Annotated in this window: 18 protein-coding genes, 1 tRNA gene and 1 pseudogene; 19 read left to right on the forward strand and 1 reads right to left on the reverse strand. The window is 37.2% G+C overall.

Translation table 11 applies throughout. The features are described 5' to 3' along the window. The first annotated feature begins 28 nt into the window (after positions 1-28). The 11 genes from BUB56_RS07590 to BUB56_RS07635 all read left to right on the forward strand — a co-directional run bounded on the left by BUB56_RS07590 (position 29) and on the right by BUB56_RS07635 (position 12,447). Positions 29-1,441, forward strand: coding sequence for a L,D-transpeptidase (locus BUB56_RS07590; protein WP_110940722.1), 1,413 nt, complete (start codon positions 29-31; stop codon positions 1,439-1,441). A gap of 162 nt (positions 1,442-1,603) precedes the next feature. Continuing rightward, positions 1,604-2,203: an RNA polymerase sigma factor gene (locus BUB56_RS07595; protein WP_242946243.1), complete on the forward strand. Its 600-nt coding sequence runs from the start codon at positions 1,604-1,606 to the stop codon at positions 2,201-2,203. Between the two features lie 14 nt (positions 2,204-2,217). Beyond that, a complete protein-coding gene (locus BUB56_RS07600) occupies positions 2,218-3,525 on the forward strand; it encodes a DUF4349 domain-containing protein (RefSeq protein WP_110940737.1) in 1,308 nt (435 codons plus the stop codon). A gap of 192 nt (positions 3,526-3,717) precedes the next feature. Then, a complete protein-coding gene (gene polA, locus BUB56_RS07605) occupies positions 3,718-6,387 on the forward strand; it encodes a DNA polymerase I (protein WP_110940724.1) in 2,670 nt (889 codons plus the stop codon). Positions 6,388-6,398: 11 nt separating this feature from the next. Beyond that, positions 6,399-7,010: a dephospho-CoA kinase gene (gene coaE, locus BUB56_RS07610; protein WP_110940725.1), complete on the forward strand. Its 612-nt coding sequence runs from the start codon at positions 6,399-6,401 to the stop codon at positions 7,008-7,010. A 2-nt stretch (positions 7,011-7,012) separates the two neighbouring features. After that, positions 7,013-7,582 (forward strand): lytic transglycosylase domain-containing protein, encoded by a 570-nt coding sequence (locus tag BUB56_RS07615; RefSeq protein WP_242946244.1) that lies wholly within the window; start codon positions 7,013-7,015, stop codon positions 7,580-7,582. A 153-nt stretch (positions 7,583-7,735) separates the two neighbouring features. Then, entirely contained in the window at positions 7,736-8,770 is a 1,035-nt protein-coding gene (locus BUB56_RS07620) for a nicotinate phosphoribosyltransferase (RefSeq protein ID WP_110940726.1), read from the forward strand. A 60-nt stretch (positions 8,771-8,830) separates the two neighbouring features. Beyond that, positions 8,831-10,438, forward strand: coding sequence for an ABC transporter substrate-binding protein (locus BUB56_RS07625; RefSeq protein ID WP_110940727.1), 1,608 nt, complete (start codon positions 8,831-8,833; stop codon positions 10,436-10,438). Between the two features lie 151 nt (positions 10,439-10,589). Further along, positions 10,590-10,676 (forward strand) — tRNA-Leu (locus BUB56_RS07630). A gap of 201 nt (positions 10,677-10,877) precedes the next feature. Next, on the forward strand, positions 10,878-11,021 hold the full coding sequence (locus tag BUB56_RS19365; RefSeq protein WP_190014296.1) for a hypothetical protein: 144 nt from the start codon (positions 10,878-10,880) through the stop codon (positions 11,019-11,021). Between the two features lie 313 nt (positions 11,022-11,334). After that, positions 11,335-12,447 carry a C40 family peptidase gene (locus BUB56_RS07635; RefSeq protein WP_110940728.1) on the forward strand — a complete coding sequence of 371 codons (1,113 nt, stop codon included), beginning with the start codon at positions 11,335-11,337 and terminating at the stop codon, positions 12,445-12,447. A gap of 34 nt (positions 12,448-12,481) precedes the next feature. Here BUB56_RS07635 and BUB56_RS07640 read toward each other — a convergent pair whose 3' ends face one another. Further along, positions 12,482-13,111: a lytic transglycosylase domain-containing protein gene (locus tag BUB56_RS07640; protein WP_242946245.1), complete on the reverse strand. Its 630-nt coding sequence runs from the start codon at positions 13,109-13,111 to the stop codon at positions 12,482-12,484. Between the two features lie 86 nt (positions 13,112-13,197). On the opposite strand from BUB56_RS07640, the gene dinB reads away from it, so the two are divergent. The 8 genes and pseudogenes from dinB to BUB56_RS07680 all read left to right on the forward strand — a co-directional run. After that, positions 13,198-14,259, forward strand: coding sequence for a DNA polymerase IV (gene dinB, locus BUB56_RS07645; protein WP_110940729.1), 1,062 nt, complete (start codon positions 13,198-13,200; stop codon positions 14,257-14,259). A 13-nt stretch (positions 14,260-14,272) separates the two neighbouring features. Further along, positions 14,273-15,151 carry an SPOR domain-containing protein gene (locus tag BUB56_RS07650; protein WP_110940730.1) on the forward strand — a complete coding sequence of 293 codons (879 nt, stop codon included), beginning with the start codon at positions 14,273-14,275 and terminating at the stop codon, positions 15,149-15,151. Between the two features lie 13 nt (positions 15,152-15,164). Further along, complete coding sequence (locus tag BUB56_RS07655) at positions 15,165-15,524, forward strand: hypothetical protein (RefSeq protein ID WP_110940731.1); 360 nt, start codon at positions 15,165-15,167, stop codon at positions 15,522-15,524. A 5-nt stretch (positions 15,525-15,529) separates the two neighbouring features. Then, entirely contained in the window at positions 15,530-15,973 is a 444-nt protein-coding gene (locus BUB56_RS07660; RefSeq protein ID WP_110940732.1) for an ATP-binding protein, read from the forward strand. Between the two features lie 21 nt (positions 15,974-15,994). Further along, a complete protein-coding gene (locus BUB56_RS07665; protein WP_110940733.1) occupies positions 15,995-16,330 on the forward strand; it encodes a DRTGG domain-containing protein in 336 nt (111 codons plus the stop codon). Then, complete coding sequence (locus tag BUB56_RS07670; protein WP_242946246.1) at positions 16,330-17,070, forward strand: PHP domain-containing protein; 741 nt, start codon at positions 16,330-16,332, stop codon at positions 17,068-17,070. Before BUB56_RS07665 ends, BUB56_RS07670 begins: the two co-directional genes overlap by 1 nt. Continuing rightward, a complete protein-coding gene (locus BUB56_RS07675) occupies positions 17,067-17,615 on the forward strand; it encodes an ATP-binding protein (protein ID WP_110940734.1) in 549 nt (182 codons plus the stop codon). The genes BUB56_RS07670 and BUB56_RS07675 overlap by 4 nt, the downstream gene beginning before the upstream one ends. A 323-nt stretch (positions 17,616-17,938) precedes the next feature. Further along, positions 17,939-18,078: pseudogene (locus BUB56_RS07680) on the forward strand (IS1380 family transposase); the annotation flags it as partial.

An 18,078-nucleotide genomic window follows, 5' to 3' on the forward strand; every position in this document is an offset into this window, starting at 1 on the left:
GTATCAATAATTGGAGGGGTGGGATTGATTGGCAAAAAAATATCTGTTTATTTTACTGGTTTTAGCGATTGTTTCCGAGAGCTTTACATTGAGCTTCGGGCAGCAGATTACAGCAGATAAAAGAATAGTGATTAACATCCCCGCAAGGACACTTACACTCTTCACTGGAGATCAAGTAGAAAAGATTTATCCGGTTGCAGTAGGAAGACCATCTAAAACAACACAAACACCAACTGGAAGCTATAAAATCCTTAATAAAATAGTAAATCCATACTACAGCAAACTAAAAATACCCGGCGGCAGCCCTTCAAATCCTTTAGGCATACGTTGGTTAGGCTTTAGAACGAATTATGGAATTCATGGGAATAGTGACCCAAAATCTATTGGTACTACAGCTTCTGCCGGTTGTGTCCGCATGTACAACTATGACGTTAAGGAACTGTATGAAAAAGTTTTATTAAACACAAAAGTCGATGTCCTCTACAGTCTTTTTCAAGTCCACCCTGAGAACGAGGAAAAACCAAAGGTCTTGATGGTTTATCCCGATGTTTATAAATCTGAGAAAGACTTGGGTAAAGCGATCAGGCAAAAGCTGGATGAGGAAAAAATGAGAGAAGGTATTGAGGATAACAGCATCTTAGAGGCAGTAAAAATATCAAAGAGTAGACCTGTTGCCCTTTCTAAACAGTGGGTACTACTGGTGAATGGATATGATTTAATTTCAGATGTCATCATGGAGAATGAAGCAATTTACATCAGTGAATCAGCATTAAATGATTACTTTGGTGTTTTGGTAGAACGGGATTTGGAAGGAAAAACCAAAGTATACGGCAAAGAAATCGAAGCTAAATTAGCAGGAGAAAAGCTTTATCTATCTCTTGAGGATATAAAAAAACTCATTGGCGGCCGGATTGAAAAAAACAATATGCTCAAGAATATGTGGTATGATGTATCTTTTTTAAAGTTAAATGGTACTTTCTTAGAGGTGAATCATAGTCCGGTTGCCGTGCATAATCCAACCATTCCGGTGAAGGTCTTGTCTCAAGTGGTTGGATATGACGTATCTAGGTTAAGCAAATTACAATGGATCAATAAGGAACCCTATTTATCTTTAGAGGAATTGCAAAAAAACTTTGATGTAGAATATAATTTCAATTCCTATAATAAGAAAGTGGAAATCTATAAAAAGCCAAACCTTTTCTATGGAAATAAATCACTGGCTGTAAAATTTGAAAAAGGTCAAACACTGATAAATTTAGCTGATTTAGAAATTAATAATCTGGTGGTCAATGATCAATGGGTCTCTTTAGATGATCTAAAAAAAGATTATGATATTCAATATGATAACTACAAGCTTAATCTTGTACTGGTAAAGAGAACGGAAGAGAAAATAGAACCAGAAAGCACTGAGGATACAGAGAAAACCACAATTGTCCAATAATTTTCCGGGATAGTCCATAGGAGACTATCTCTTTTTGTTTACGGAGGCCAATGAAAGGTATATGATATTTATAAAATGAAAAAAATAGGAGGAATTTGGGAACCTTTTTCTATTTTTGCCGTCCAATTGAACAGGGGATTTTTTAAGAAGGGAGTGAAAAATGTGACTGACCTGGAAAGACAACTGATAGAAAAAAGCCAACAGGGTGATATAGAGAGTTTTGAGCTGCTCATTAAGGAGTACCAGAAGCTGGCCTTCAATATTGCCTACAGGATGTTAGGCAATACAGAAGATGCAGCAGATGCAACCCAGGATGCAATGATTAAAGTATATAAGTCGATTAACAGCTTTAAAGGCAATTCAAGCTTTTCTACATGGCTTTATAGGATCGTTACAAACACATGCTTAGATGAATTAAGAAAGCGGAAGAAGGATAAAACCTTATCCTACGACAGGGGCATTGAAACAGAAGAGGGTACATTGGAGCGTGAAATTCCGGATACACGCAATATACCCGAAGAGGCAGTGGAAAGAAAAGAACAGCTGCAAGATTTGGTAGAAGCAATCAACAGATTGCCGGAGCAGCATAAAACAGTGATTGTTTTACGTGATATTAAGGGCTTTAGTTATGAACAAATAGCGGAAATTCTTGATTGCTCCCAAGGAACGATTAAATCAAGAATTAGCAGAGCAAGAATGGCTTTAAAGGAGAACATGCAAAAAAATACGGAACTTTATAAAAACCGCTACGTCAAAATATAGAAAGGAGGGATCATATGAAGTGTACAGAATTAAACGAGTTAATTTCTCTTTATATAGATAATATGTTGGATGAACATACAAATGAAATAATAAATACTCATATTCGGGAATGCAGCGACTGCAGAAGTACCTATCAGGAACTGAAAAAGATTCTTGAACAATGCAGTAAGCTGCCTATGGTTGACTTGCCAGAAGACTTTGAGACTTCCTTGCATGAAAAACTGATAGGGGCCAGTCTAGACATCTATGGGGAAAAAGAAGAAATAATAGAGCTAACGTCAATCAAACAAAAGAAGAGACCAATCGATTGGAAAATGCTTGCCTCTATTGCAGCGATGTTTATTGTTTTTGTGATTTCAATTCCTTTACTCAATACATCGATGAAGAGTGCACAAAGAGAACAAATGACTATGGATAATGCCGCAGAACAACCACAGATGTTTAAGGCAGGCAGTGCTCCAGCGGCGCCTCCTATGGATGGCAGCACAGCAAGAGGAATCCTTCCGGAAGCCGAATTCAATGCTGGCCAGTATGGTGGTGGGGCACAGGAAAATGCTCAAATGGATATGGCTTTGACGGAGCCGGAAGGTTTAATGAAATCTGTTTCCCGGGAAGGTAGAAAAATAATTAAGAGTGCCTACGTAAACATAGATGTGGTCAACTACGATGAAAAGTTTAATCTAATCATGAATACGACTGCAGCTTATGGCGGTTATGTAGAGAGTTCAAATACACAATACAAGTATTATAATGCAAATAATCCGGAAGAAGCCCTAAAGATGGGCAACATGGTAATACGTGTACCTGAGAATCAAATGGAAACGATCGTAGAACAGATTAAGTCTTTAGGCACTGTTACGAATTTTGGCATCAACGGCAGTGATATCACCTTGCAATACCGGGACACGGTCAATGAGGCAGAAAACCTAAAAATACAAGAAGCACGCTTGCGAGAGATTATGGGTAAGGCAAATAATGTTAAGGATATTTTAGAAGTAGAGCGGGAGTTAAGTCGAGTACGTGGAGAGATTAATCGGTTAACAGGAGATATCAAGCGTTGGGATGATCTGGTCAGCCTCTCTACAGTCCAGATTTCGCTCAATGAAATTTCGCCTAAGGATCAGAGGATTCAACCACCCAGTGAAGATGTATGGGATAAGGCTAAGAAGGGCTTCATTAAGAGTATAAATCACATCCTAGAAACCGGAGAAAGATTGCTGGTAGGCTTTATTAGCATATTGCCAATGCTGCTGCTGGCTGGACTGGTAATGCTGCCCGTCCTTTGGTATGTTTTCAAAATCCTAAAAGGAAAGAAAAAATAGCATTCTAAAATGACCTCTTTATGGAGGTCATTTTTTACGCTTATATTGATTTTAAAGGTAACTAATAATAGTTATAGAAGGATTTTGAAGAATTTATGAGAATATATGAATAAACAGATACTAAATATATGCCTGCTTTTTGGGTAGTATATAGGTAGATTTAAAGTGATATGAATAAAGGAGTAGATTAAGATGGGTGAAAGAATAATCATTATAGACGGAAATAGCTTGATTAACAGAGCCTTTTATGGACTTCCACCGCTGACTACAAAAGAAGGTACTTATACCAACGCAGTCTATGGCTTTGTAAATATGTTATATAAAATATATGAAGATTATCAGCCGGAATATATCAGTGTAGCATTTGACAGAAAGGCGCCTACCTTTCGGCATATGGAATATGATGCCTATAAAGCGGGAAGAAAGAGAATGCCTGATGAATTAGGACAACAGCTCCCAATTCTAAAAGAATTGCTGGATGTGATGCATATCCATCGAATGGAAATAGATGGATTTGAAGCGGATGATTTGATCGGAACTTTAGTAAAATACTGTGAGGAAAAGAACCTGGAAACCTTAGTCGTTACCGGAGATAGAGATGCCTTGCAGCTGGCGTCGGATCACACAAAAATATTGATTACAAAAAAAGGTATGACAGATCTGGAAATCTATACTCCTGAGAGTATTATTGAAAGATATGAAGTAACCCCACAGCAATTTATTGATTTGAAGGGATTAATGGGTGATTCTTCAGACAATATTCCTGGTGTACCTGGGGTTGGAGAAAAAACAGCTATTAAGTTAATCAAACAGTTTGGAAGCATTGAAGAAATGATCCGGCATACTGAGGAGATACAAAATCAAAAACTGCGGGAAAAAATAGAATCCAATATAGAGCAGGCGATATTTAGTAAAAGATTGGCTACGATTAAAACCGATGTCCCTATTGACCTGTCATTAACTGCTCTTCAAAGAGAAGCACCCAATCAGGAAAAACTGTTGGAGCTTTTTCGCCGTCTAGAGTTTCACAGCCTTATCCAAAAAATGATAAAAAGCGAGGATAGTCAGGAGAAAGCTATAGATAGGGCAAAAATACATATGATAGAGAAATATGAAGATGTTCAAAAATTGATAAATGTAGTAATGTTGTCAAAACACCTCTATTTTAGACTGTTTGGTGTAGGTGAAAATGTGAGGGACCGAGAAATAATCGGAATGAGCATCATGCTGGAAGAAGATTTTAGCTACTATGTAGACTTTAAAGTTTTGAAAGGTTCTATTGAACTACTAAAAGATATTTTCGAAGATGAAAATATCTTAAAGACTGGCCATAATATCAAAAACGAAATTTTAATGCTGCGTAAGCATGGCATATCATTGGCTGGTGCAGATTTTGATACAAGCATAGCCGTATATTTGCTTGAGCCTACGCGGACTTCCTATGAAATAGATGAAATATATACTGCTTATTTAGGAAAAAATATGAGTAATGAAGAATCCTTGCTGGGAAAAGGCAAAAACCGAGTCACCTTTATGCAGATTGATCGTGACTTGCTTTCAAAATATGGACACCAAGTTTGTCATGCAGTGAAAGATTTGAAAAAGATATTAGAGGCAGAATTGGAAAAACTGGAATTAAAAAAGCTCTTTCACGAGGTGGAAATGCCTCTGATTAAAGTACTTGCAGACATGGAGTACGAGGGATTCCGTGTAGATCATCAGATGTTAAGCAGTTTAGGTAAAGAGTTGAACGGAAAAATAGAGCAATTGATGGCTGAAATATACGCCATGGCCGGTGAGCAGTTTAATATTAATTCCACAAAGCAGTTAGGAGATATACTATTTGAGAGGCTTAAATTACCAGCCATAAAGAAAACAAAAACCGGGTATTCCACAAATATTGAGGTTTTAGAAAAGCTTAGCAAAAAGCATCCAATTATTAATAAAATTATAGAATATAGGCATTACGTAAAATTAAAATCTACCTATATTGACGGTCTCATTGACGTAATCAACAAGGGTACAAATAAGATTCATTCCAGCTTCAACCAGACCGTTACAGCTACAGGTAGAATCAGCAGTACGGAACCCAATCTCCAAAATATTCCTATTCGATTAGAACTGGGAAGAGAAATAAGAAAAGTCTTTATTCCCACTGATGAAAACTATTTGCTATTGGATGCGGATTATTCGCAAATCGAGCTAAGAGTGCTTGCGCACATTTCTAAGGATCCAGAACTGATTGAAGCTTTTGAAACAGACCAGGATATTCATACGATAACCGCATCAAAGGTTTTTAATGTTCCCGTCGATCAGGTAACATCTTACCAGCGAAGCAGTGCCAAAGCCGTCAATTTTGGAATCGTTTATGGGATTAGTGATTTTGGTTTGGCTGAAAATCTTGGCATTACTAAGAAAGAAGCACAAAAGTATATTGATGAGTATTTCGATAAGTATAAAGGTGTAAAAACCTACATGGAACAAGCTGTAGAAAATGGCAAGAAAAACGGATATGTAACAACCATACTCAATCGTAGGAGATATATACCAGAATTGACTTCCAGCAATTTTAATATTCGTTCCTTTGGAGAAAGAACAGCAATGAATACACCTATTCAGGGAAGTGCAGCCGACATCATAAAAGTTGCTATGATTCGCGTCCATGAAGAGCTAGACAAGAGAAAATTACAATCAAGACTCATTTTGCAGGTACACGACGAATTGATCGTAGAAACCCATAAGGATGAAATCGATGAAGTGAAACAAATCGTAAAAAGAGAAATGGAAGAGGCCATACAACTGAATGTTCCGCTTAAAGTAGAAATGCATTTAGGAAAGAGTTGGTATGATACAAAAAAGTAAGGAGACCATACATGAAAATAATAGGACTTACGGGCGGTATTGCCTCCGGAAAAAGTACAGTTTCCAATTATTTAGAGGCTTTAGGATTTCCTGTGATTGACGCAGACCTGATTGCAAGAGAAATCGTAGAAATTGGACAACCTGCATTAGAAGAAATAGCCTTAACTTTTGGGAAGCAGGTACTGAATGAAGATGGAGGCTTAAATCGAAAAGCTTTGGGAGAAATTGTATTTTCCAGTGAGTATCTGCTAAAAAAACTAAACAGGATTACACATCCGAGAATAATAAATGAAATTACCAATAGAATAGAGTTATACAGAATTAAGGGGAAAAACTCTATCCTATTTTTGGATGCGGCTTTACTAATTGAGATGAATATGAGAAAATTAGTTGATGAAGTCTGGTTGGTTAAAGTAGATCAAGAAACTCAGATAAGAAGACTAATGAATCGAGATGGTTTTTCTGTTACAGAGGCGAAAAAAAGAATTAATGCACAAATGTCTATGAACGAAAAAGAGAAATATGCGGACGTAATACTAGATAATAACAAAGGAATGGATGAATTATATATGCAGATTCAGATGCAGTTAGCACGGGTAACCGGCAATTTTTCGGAGGGATAGCATTGATTTTAATTGATCTTAAAAAATATCGATTTTTATTGGTTATACTATTAATTGCAATGTCACTTGGTTTGGCAGTAAATGGTTCCCGTTGGGTTATCAAAATGGTATATCCATTACATTATAAAGAGTTGATTTTTAAATATGCAGAGGACTATAATTTAGACCCTTACCTAGTGGCTGCGATTATTCGAACAGAGAGTAAATTCTATGAAAAAGCTCAGTCGGGAAAAAATGCAAGGGGACTGATGCAGATTGCACCGATTACTGGGGAATGGGCATCTAAAGAGCTGAGGGTAAAAGGCTACGATGCAGAAATGCTTTTTGTTCCGGATTTAAATATCATGATAGGCTGTTGGTATCTAGACAGATTAAGAGGAGAATTCCAAAATGATCTTCCGCTTATGTTGGCAGCTTATAACGGTGGAAGCGGGAACGTTAGAAAATGGCTGAATGATCCACGATATAGCAGTGATGGGATGACCTTGGATCATATACCTTTTTTTGAGACAAGAGCATATGTAGATAAAGTGTTAAAAAGCTATAAAATTTATAATATGATATATAGATAACAGTTATAGACTGTTATCTATATATTTATATATCGGAATGTAAGTATTTTGTTGTACAATAAAAAAAAGTCCTTTATAATTTAATGAGGCAATAGGTGCTTTCCTTGGTATTACATAAGCAGGCAATGCATATTTAGAAAGGAATGTGATGAAATGAAACCAATGACAAGTCTAAAGGATATAGAAACACTTAAGATAGATGGAGGAAGACTGCTGCATTCGGCGACCCATGAAGAAATACTGAGTGCGGCTACAACCGATGTTTACTTTTTGAGAACAATGGATCTGTTAAAAAATATGAATCTAGATAATAGTGTAGTAACAGCAGAAGTTTTTGCGAGAAAATCAGGAGTTTTTTGCGGCATTGAGGAAGTAAAGAATATATTGAAGGACAAAGATATAGAAATGTGGGCAGTGGATGAGGGAGAAACTTTTGAGGAAAAGGAAACTCTGGTCAGAATAAAAGGTGCCTATAGAGATTTTGGTGTCTATGAAACTATTATTCTAGGTTCCTTAGCTAGTGCCAGCGGATGGGCATCTGCATCAAAGGAAATTAAGGAAGCCTGCCAAGATAAAACCTTTCTGTGCTTTGGGGCCCGGCATGTACACCCTGCGGTAGCTCCGGTAATGGAGCGTGCTGCAGTAGTAGGCGGTGCAACGGGAGCCAGCTGTATTCTTGCGGCTAAGCTGATGCATATAGACGCCTCTGGAACCCTGCCTCATGCGGCGATGTTGATTGCGGGAGATACACTGGATATCGCCAAAGTTTATGATCAAATAATGCCGGAAAATCATAAAAGAATTGTTTTAGTTGATACTTTCAAAGATGAAGTTGAAGAAAGCATTCGCATAGCAAGTGTACTAAAGGATCGATTATTTGGAATTAGATTGGATACTCCTAGTGAAAGAGGCGGCGTTACGCCTCACTTAGTGAGGGAATTAAGAAGCAAGCTGGATCACGCGGGCTTTCATCATGTGAAAATATTTGTTTCGGGAGGATTAACGCCAGATAAAATTAGATCCCTCTCTGCGGCAGGGGCTGATTCATTTGGTGTAGGCAGTTATATTTCTGGTGCATCGGCTATTGATATGACCATGGATATTAAGGAAGTTAGTGGTAAAGCTGTAGCTAAGCGAGGCAGACTGCCAGGCTTAATAGATAATCCAAAATTAAAGAAAATAAAGTAAGGTAAGATAAGGACAATAACACATTACTCTACAGGGCAGTGATTATACGGAGGTATTTCAGTGAAAAAAAGAAGATTTATGTTCTGTATTTACATGTTGCTCATTATCCTGATGTTCATTGGTTGTGAGGAAGTAGAAGATATACAAAATGTAGAAGAGAGTATGAATACCCCTAAAAAGATTAATCACAATAATGAATTGCTGCTACCCTTGACAAAGTTTGAGACGCTTAATCCAATCATTAACACAGATAACAGCGTTTATCACTTGAGCATGCTGATTTACGATGGATTGCTAAAGCTTGACAGTCATCAACAACCCCAACCGGCTCTTGCCACTGCCTGGGAGATTTCGGCAGATGCCGCTGTCTGGACTTTTACCTTAAGAAATAATATAAAGTGGCACGACGGTAAGCCTTTTACAGCTGAAGATGTAAAATTTACCATTGATGCACTGAAAATGGGAAAATCCGGAAAGGACACTTCCATTTATGCTTTTTATACGGATCGAATAAAAGAGGCCAAAGTGGTTCAGGGAAACAAAGTGACTATTGTTTTGGATAGCGGAGCAAATGCATATGCTGAATTATTTACATTTCCAATTTTGCCAAAGCATAAGTTTAAAACAATTCAGGACGTATATACAGCAAAAAATCTTGTTCCCCTCGGTACAGGACGATATAAAGTCAGTCAGTATAATAGATCGAGATATCTTAAGCTGGTTTCAAATCCTGATTATTGGGAAGGTCAACCCAGTATTAGGACAATTATCGCGCAAATCGTGCCGGATAAAGAAACAGCACTTACTTCTTTAGAGGCAAATGAAGTAGCATTAGCAAAATCCAATGATTTTGACTGGGAAAAATACAGTGAAGATCCAACCTTGAAGATTTATGAATATGTAACGCAAGAATTTGAGTTTTTGGGCTATAACTTCAGAAAAGAATTACTACAAAACAAAAACCTTCGACAAGCTATTGCCTATGGTATTGACCGACAAGCTCTGATAAATGATATCTACCTAGGCCATGCAACAGTCTCAGATGTTCCAATCAATCCCGATTCTTGGCTCTATGATGAAAATGAAAAAAAATATGGTTATGATGTGAGCCGGGCAAAGGATATACTAGCAAAAAACCATTGGGAAGCGAAATACCCTGACCCCTACCTGGTTAATGCAGAAGGGCAAAAGTTAAGCATGCACCTTTTAGTAAATAGTGAGAATCATTTAAGACTAAGAGCAGCAGAGATGATCAAGAACCATTTGAAGGAAGTGGGAATAGAGATTATCATTGATCGAGTCAGTTGGGAAGAATACCAAAACAGACTCTATTCCGGCAATTTTGATATGGTCCTGGGGGGATGGCAACTGTCCACTGTCCCGGATTTAAGCTTTGCACTACACTCTGCCAGCGGCGTAACGAATAATTTTGTCGGATACAACAGTCCTGAAATGGATCATTTATTAATAACGGCAGCAATGGCAAAGGACGAGATCAGAAAGAGAGAGGCCTATAGCAACATACAAAAAAATCTTGTAGAAGAATTACCATATTTCGGACTGTTTTTTAAGAATAGTTCCATTATCATGAGGGATTATGTTGGTGGAGATATTAACCCTAAGTCATTTAATATTTTTAATAATATTGAGAATTGGGAGTTTGAATAGCGAGGAGAATAGAATTCCATAAAATGGGGTTCCATAAAATGGAGTTTAATTGTACGAAAAGAATGTTGACATTTATGAGGAATGAATTTATACTATATAAGTAACTGTTGTTTCGGGCAAAGAGTTACAAAATAGTAGTTTCATTCTCTATGCGGATGTGGTGGAACTGGCAGACACACTATCTTGAGGGGGTAGCGGTCAACCGACTGTGCGGGTTCGAATCCCGCCATCCGCACCATTGCGAACAAGAGCCGAAATTAGGCTCTTGTTTTGTTTGTGCCCGAGAAAGCTGGACTAAACCTGGATATGTATATTTATGGAAAATTTGGTTAAATTCATAAGAAATAAAGAATTTTCAAAAAATACACACAATAAGCAGGAAATCCTCCTAGAATATCGAATATAGTATGCAGAAAATCCCGAAAAAGGAGAGAATGCCATGACAGAGAGACAAGATAGAATTAATGAAGAAATTGAGGATTTAAAAAATATCTACCAACAGTTGGATGAGGTAAATCAGAAAAGATTAGAAGAAGCGATAATTTTACTGAAGACAAAATTTTCTGAGAGGCTTCGAATATAGTAGTTTGAATACAGCAATCCCCCAATTGAGAAGATGACCGTTTAGAGTTAGGAATAAAATTAAAATATTTTGAATTCGTACAAAGTTAATTTTCTAGATTTTTTTGAAGGAATTTGACGTTCTATATAGAATAATATTTTTTGGATAAAGTTGGACAATGAGTAGAACTTTGTCCAAAGAATACATATGCTGTACTGGAACAAAGTATTTAAACAATTTTATTAATAGTTATAACTGAAGCCTATAAGGCACCAAGGAAGCTGCTGAAGAGAGATAGATCAAGGACGGCAGACTATTTAGGGGGTTGTTTCAAATGACAAAAGGCTTTAATTTATGGAGAATTATTTTGGTTAGCTTTTTATGTATTATTGCCATGGCAGTAGTTGGTTTTGCTGAAGAAGCGAACAAAGCAATCACAGTAGCCAACGAGGTAAATGTAAGAAAAGAGCCTGAACAGACATCAGATGTAATAACGACCCTAAAGCTTGGTGAATATGTAAACATTAGAGATAACGAGGACGACTGGTATCTGGTAGAACTTGCAGATGGTAGCACCGGATGGGTATATAACGATCTAATTATCCCTGTCGAAGAGAAAAAGGATTTGATTAAAAAAGGACTGATCACAGGGGACAATCTAAACGTTAGGAAAGGTCCCGATATAAATACTGAAATTATTAAAAACATTGGAAAAGGTACAGAAGTAACAATCATAGATGAATCGGACGGCTGGTTTAATATTCTTTTACAGGATGATCTTAAAGGATGGGTGCACAGTGATTATGTTTCCACAATGCCAAATTATTCAACAGGAAGAATCACTGGTGATCAAGTAAACTTGAGGGCAACTCCAGCTATGAATGCTCAAATTCTTACCAAACTCAAGCTAGATACCTATGTTGCTGTTAAGGGATATATAGAGGGCTGGTACAATGTTATAGATAGTAGTGATAGAGAAGGCTGGATTCATCAGGATTTTGTAGCAATTGTTCTAGATAACAGCAATACTTCAACGCCTGTTTCGAGATCGGCTAGCAGATTTGCAGGTCTGGCAAAGCTAGGTGAATATGCAAAAGGATTTTTAGGGACTCCTTATAAGTATGGAAGCAGCGGCCCTAAGAGTTTTGACTGCTCTGGTTTTACATCTTATGTATTCAAAAACTTCGGGGTTGTCTTGCCAAGGAGCTCCAAAGATCAAGCTACTGCAGGAGAAAAGATTTCGAAAAGCGACTTGAAGCTTGGAGATTTGGTATTCTTTGACACGGTTGGCAAGATTGACGGTAAAATAACTCATGTAGGAATGTATATTGGCGACGGCAAGTTTATACATGCTTCTTCAGGAAGTAAGGCAAAAAAGGTAGTTATCTCAGAGATCAATGAAGGTTACTATAAAGATCGATTTGTAACAGCGAGAAGAATATTCTAAAGTATAAAACCCTGCTATATACTGTAGCAGGGTTTTATACTTCCTGATCCTTTGAATCGTAGAACGACTTCTTTGACAGAACCTTATCAACATACCGTATTGTCTCCTGGAAGGGTGGAATGCCTTTGTACTTATCGACATTAGCAGGACCAGCATTATAGGCTGCTAAAGCCAGCTGGATATTGCCGTTATATCGATCCAGCATATTTCGAAGATAGCGAACTCCACCATCTATATTTTGCTTTGGATCCCACGGATTTTTTACCCCAAGACCCTTTGCTGTTTGCGGCATCAGCTGCATTAAACCTTGGGCACCGGCAGTAGAAAGAGCTTTAGGATTAAAGCTGGATTCAGTGCTCATGACAGCTTTGATTAGATTGAAGTCGATTTTGTATTTATCAGAAGCTGCCTGAATAATTTTATCGTAATCTGATGATGAGTAATGCATATCTGACTTGGCATTTTCCACAGCAGACTGGAGGATATTTTCAAAGTCAGCTGTCTGGTCCTTATTTATTATTTTTACTTGGTTGGGTAAGCGGCTTTGTATATCCTGCAGTTTTTGTTGAAAGATGGACTGAATAATATTATTATGAACGGGAATCCACTCCTTTCGAAAATTAAAATTGAGGAATAAAACAGTTACTATAACAATATCGGACAAATTTCTAAAAAGCTTTATGATATAATAAAGAAAAGTTTAAAAATTGTTCATTTGCAAAATATATTAATATCACTGGAGGTGGAGATGTGCATAGATCCATTGTGCACATTGATATGGACGCCTTTTATGCTTCGGTAGAACAGAAAGACGATCCGAATCTAAAGAATAAACCTATTGTAGTAGGAGGAAGCCCCTATGAGCGTGGGGTTGTTTGTACAGCATCCTATGAGGCGAGGAAGTATGGAATCCGGTCAGCCATGCCAACAACAAAAGCTAAAAAACTTTGTCCGGAATTGCTAATCATTCCCGTTAGAATGGAACGTTATATAGAAATCTCAAACCAGATCCAAGAAATATTTGAACAATATACAGATTTCATAGAACCCATTTCATTGGATGAAGCTTTCTTAGATGTTTCTGGGAGTGATTCAATTAGGATTGGACTAGAGATCAAAACTAGAATTAAACAAGAATTAAACCTAACTGCCTCAGTAGGTATTTCTATCAACAAGTTTTTAGCTAAGTTAGCCTCAGGATACCAAAAACCCGATGGCTTTACAGTCATTGAGCAAAAAGATATTCACCAATTTTTGGACTTGTTGCCTGTTGGCAAGCTGTGGGGTGTTGGACCAAAAACCGAAAAAGAATTAAATCGAATCGGAATATATCGAGTACACGATCTGTTAAATTATGATGAAAGTACTCTGACATCTAGATTTGGAAAAAAAGGTATAGAATTATTAAATTATGCAAGAGGAAAAGATGATAGACCTGTAGAAAATAAAAGCAGGAGAAAATCATTGGGAGAAGAGTGTACATTTGTTAAGGATACTGACGACCTGAATTTGCTAAAGGAGCAGATCTTACATCAGTGTGAGGCTATCGTTGAGAAGTTAAAGAAAGATAATCTACTTATTAGGACGCTTACGGTAAAAGTAAAATATGAGGATTTTACCCAGCTTTCAAGGACCATATCTTTTACTGGATATACAAGAGAGTTAAAAGCTCTTTATGAGTATTCTGAAAAAGTACTGATAGAAAAGATTCCAAGGGATAAAAAATTGCGCTTGATTGGAATACAAGTTTCCAATATACTTTATCCTAATGAGCCGATGCAAATACAGCTAAATTTTGATCGTATGTTTTAAAGGGGGAAGGGAAATGAGACAAACCAGATTGAAAACAAATAGGGAATACAGGGGAAGAAGTATAGGATTTATTATTGTTTTCGTACTAATACTTCCCATTGTGGCCATCTCGCTTGGATACATAGGAACAAAATATTTTGTGATTCCAAACATAATATCGAAACAAGCTCCCCCTCCAATAAAGGAACAAGCGCAGGATCATCCGGAGCCGTCTGTTTCCCAAGAAAATTCAAACCAGACAGTTGAATCTACACAGGAGGCTTATGCCAGTACTTTTGAGATCCAAGGTTTTACTATTTACGGTGTGCAAATGGGGAGTTTTTCCACTGCGGATAATGCACAAGCCTTAATGGAGAATTTAAAGAAACAAAATTTTGGCTCCTATTTATGGCAGAAAGATGGTTTCAAAGTAATTACAGCAGCACTTATGGAGCGCAGGGAGGCGGATAGCATATTGTCAAAGGTCAAAGCTTTCGATGAGAATGCCTTTGTTGCCTCAACAAATATACCAATGCGTGCTGTGAAATATAATAAAGAAGATGCTAAATATACACTATTGCTTACCAATGAAAACAGAAAACTGATTGAAGTTTTTCAACAACTCTCAAAGCAGGTTTTTGAGGAATATAACAATCCCAGTTTAAAGAATACGGAGAAAATCAAGGAGCAGTTAGAGAAAATGAAATCGATCAGGGAAGAATTGGTGAGAGGAGCTCCAACATCAGATTTAAGCAGGCTTCATGCAGCATATGTTGAAATGCTGGATCAAATGATTAAAGGATTAGATGAGACATTGACATTAAAAGACCAAGGGTCGGTTACTAAGCTGCAGAATACACTTACAGGCAGTCTTTATAGGTACCATGATTTAGCAACTAGTGATGCATACTGATGGAGGGATTGAATTGAAGGTTAAAGAGATAAAAAGGTTATTAGAAGCCGATTGTTTAATTGGGGAGCAATATCTGGATGAAGAAGTAGATATGGCCTTTGGCTGTGATCTAATGAGCGACGTTTTGGCATTTACCAGTGGCAGAACTATATTGCTGACCGGGTTAACAAACCCTCAGGTGATTCGGACGGCAGAAATGTTAGATATACGTGTAATTGTCTTTGTCAGGGGGAAAAAGCCTGGCAAAGAAGTATTGGATTTAGCAGTTGAAAATAATATCATTCTTTTAACCACAAAAAACATCATGTATACCGCATGCGGCATTTTATATGAAAATGGCTTAGAAGGAGTCCCCATCAGAGGAGTTGAGTAAGCAACATGAATAAAGACAACGGTATTAATGGAATCAAACTGCAGTATGAGATTATTAAAGATGACTTTTCAAGGGCTGGGGAGGCTTCCAGCAATATAAAAAAGGTTTTAAGGCAGTTAGGCATTGAGGATTCAATTATTCGAAGAACAGCAATTGTAACTTATGAAGCGGAAATGAACATCGTAATACACTCTGAAGGTGGTAGAATTAAAGTTCTAATCAATCCTGATCAGGTACAAATTATAGCAGAAGATTATGGACCAGGCATTGAGAATATAGAACTTGCTATGCAGGAGGGGTATTCCACTGCACCCAATCGAGTGAGAGAGCTTGGTTTTGGAGCTGGCATGGGCCTGCCAAATATGAAAAGATGCAGTGACGAATTTGAGATTCAATCTGAAAAGGGAGCAGCAACAATTGTAACGATGATTATCTATATAAAGGGATGATCATAAAGGAGGAGAAGTGAAATGCACGTAAGAGATTTAATTGATAAAATAGGATTCCGTCATATCGCTGGTGAAAAAGCCTTAGAAAAAAAAATCACTGGTCTTTATTGCTGCGATCTACTTAGTTGGGTAATGTCTCATGCAAAGCATGGAGATGCGTGGATCACTGTTCAAACCCATATAAATGTTGTAGCCATAGCCAGCTTACTAGACCTTAGTTGTATTATTATCCCAGAAGATGCAGAAATAGATGGGGCCTCTATTCGCAAAGCAGAAGAGGAGGATATAGCAATTCTGTCTACCCCGTTAAATAGCTTTGAAATATTTAAACTGCTTTATGAACATGGGATTAAATAATGATAAAAGCATATTATGATCTGCACATTCATACGGCACTTTCGCCTTGCGGGGATGAGGATATGACTCCCAATAATATTATCAATATGAGTGTTATTAAAGGGTTAAATGTCATTGCCATTACGGATCATAACAGCATAGATAACTGTAAGGCCTGTATGAAGATAGGACAAAAAAATGGGATACTCGTCATACCTGGAATGGAACTGCAAACAAAAGAAGAAATCCATTTATTATGTTTATTTAGGGATCTTAAACGGGCAGAAAAATTTCAGGAAACTGTTCATGATAAATTAGCGGCTCAAAGAAATATACCCCAATTCTTTGGACGCCAATTGATATTGAATGAGGAGGATTGTATCGTAGGAGAGAACCCCCGGCTATTAATTACTTCTGCCAACATATCTCTCGAAGATGCCATTGAAGAGGTCAGTAGTTTAGCCGGGGTTGTAATACCTGCCCATATTAACAAAGGGGCCTACAGTATCATAGCAAACCTGGGCTTTATTCCAGAGCATCTTCCAATTAACACTGTAGAATTATTCAAGAATACAGATTTAGAAGATATTCAGAAAAAATATCCAAGTCTTAGAAACTATAATGTCCTGCATAATTCTGATGCCCATCACCTATGGGAAATATCTGAAAAGGAACATTTTATAGAAGTAAAAGCACTGACACTGGAGGAAATTTTTTCTGCACTTACGCATAAAAAACACACCCTGGGGGCGAGAGGATGAAAGAATTATCTCTTCATATATTGGACATCATCCAAAATAGCATTTCGGCCAAAGCTTCTTTGATTACTATTTTTATTGAAGAGGATGATGTAAAGGATAGATTATCCATCGAGATAACCGATAATGGAGTAGGGATGGATGAAGAAATGCTGGAAAAAGTAGCGGATCCCTTTGTTACTACACGAAAAAGCCGCAGAGTGGGACTTGGGATTTCCCTTTTTAAAGCGGCGGCGGAAAGCTGTGAGGGGTCTTTTACAATACAATCTATTAAAGGGAAAGGAACCACCGTAATAGCTTTATTTCAAAAAAGCCATATTGACCGGGTTCCTTTAGGAAACATGGCGGAAACGATTGCTGCCTGCATCCATGGGAATGAAGAAATCGAATACTTCTATAAACATGTATATAATGGTAATACTTTTATTTTTGATACAAAAGAAATAAAACAGATACTTGGGGAAGTACCTATCACATCTGTTGATGTGATAAGCTGGATAAAGGAACATATACAAGAGGGGCTGAATGAATTGTATATTAAATCATGAAAAATGTGATTTATATCAATTCATTTTTCTTTTATTATTTATAGAATATAAGAACCACTAAAATAGTCAAGCAATTGACATTTAACGACAGACTAGATAATATTATATAGTAAGAATAATTATAAAATTTCCCAAAAGATTCTTATACTTATCCTGAATTATTCATCATAATTTATCCAGCATTGCTTCGTGCCGCATAGTTACAGTAGTTTTGCATTATTATTGGTTTCACTTAAAAAGTGAAACCAATACAATAGAAAAAGAGTTTCAACTTTGTTAAAATGAAGTCACCGCAACTAACATTTCACAAAGGAGAAACCCTTATGTCTAGTCTAAATGCACTTCACTCAGAAAGCAACAGTAAAATTAAAATTAATTTCGCAGGAGGGGATTTATCCTCCGATTCTGGCCTACTTCTGATTAAGGAATTCGCCCATAAGCTTGGTTTTCCTAAACTAATTAA

It is taken from the genome of Geosporobacter subterraneus DSM 17957 (assembly GCF_900142145.1).
GTDB classification, from domain to species: Bacteria; Bacillota; Clostridia; order Peptostreptococcales; family Thermotaleaceae; genus Geosporobacter; species Geosporobacter subterraneus.

Coding starts and splice junctions, on each gene's coding strand:
- BUB56_RS07600 (WP_110940737.1), top strand. CDS start 2,218: ATGAAGTGTACAGAATTAAACGAGTTAATTTCTCTTTATATAGATAAT.
- polA (WP_110940724.1), top strand. CDS start 3,718: ATGGGTGAAAGAATAATCATTATAGACGGAAATAGCTTGATTAACAGA.
- coaE (WP_110940725.1), top strand. CDS start 6,399: ATGAAAATAATAGGACTTACGGGCGGTATTGCCTCCGGAAAAAGTACA.
- BUB56_RS07620 (WP_110940726.1), top strand. CDS start 7,736: ATGAAACCAATGACAAGTCTAAAGGATATAGAAACACTTAAGATAGAT.
- BUB56_RS19365 (WP_190014296.1), top strand. CDS start 10,878: ATGACAGAGAGACAAGATAGAATTAATGAAGAAATTGAGGATTTAAAA.
- BUB56_RS07635 (WP_110940728.1), top strand. CDS start 11,335: ATGACAAAAGGCTTTAATTTATGGAGAATTATTTTGGTTAGCTTTTTA.
- BUB56_RS07650 (WP_110940730.1), top strand. CDS start 14,273: ATGAGACAAACCAGATTGAAAACAAATAGGGAATACAGGGGAAGAAGT.
- BUB56_RS07660 (WP_110940732.1), top strand. CDS start 15,530: ATGAATAAAGACAACGGTATTAATGGAATCAAACTGCAGTATGAGATT.
- BUB56_RS07665 (WP_110940733.1), top strand. CDS start 15,995: ATGCACGTAAGAGATTTAATTGATAAAATAGGATTCCGTCATATCGCT.
- BUB56_RS07670 (WP_242946246.1), top strand. CDS start 16,330: ATGATAAAAGCATATTATGATCTGCACATTCATACGGCACTTTCGCCT.
- BUB56_RS07675 (WP_110940734.1), top strand. CDS start 17,067: ATGAAAGAATTATCTCTTCATATATTGGACATCATCCAAAATAGCATT.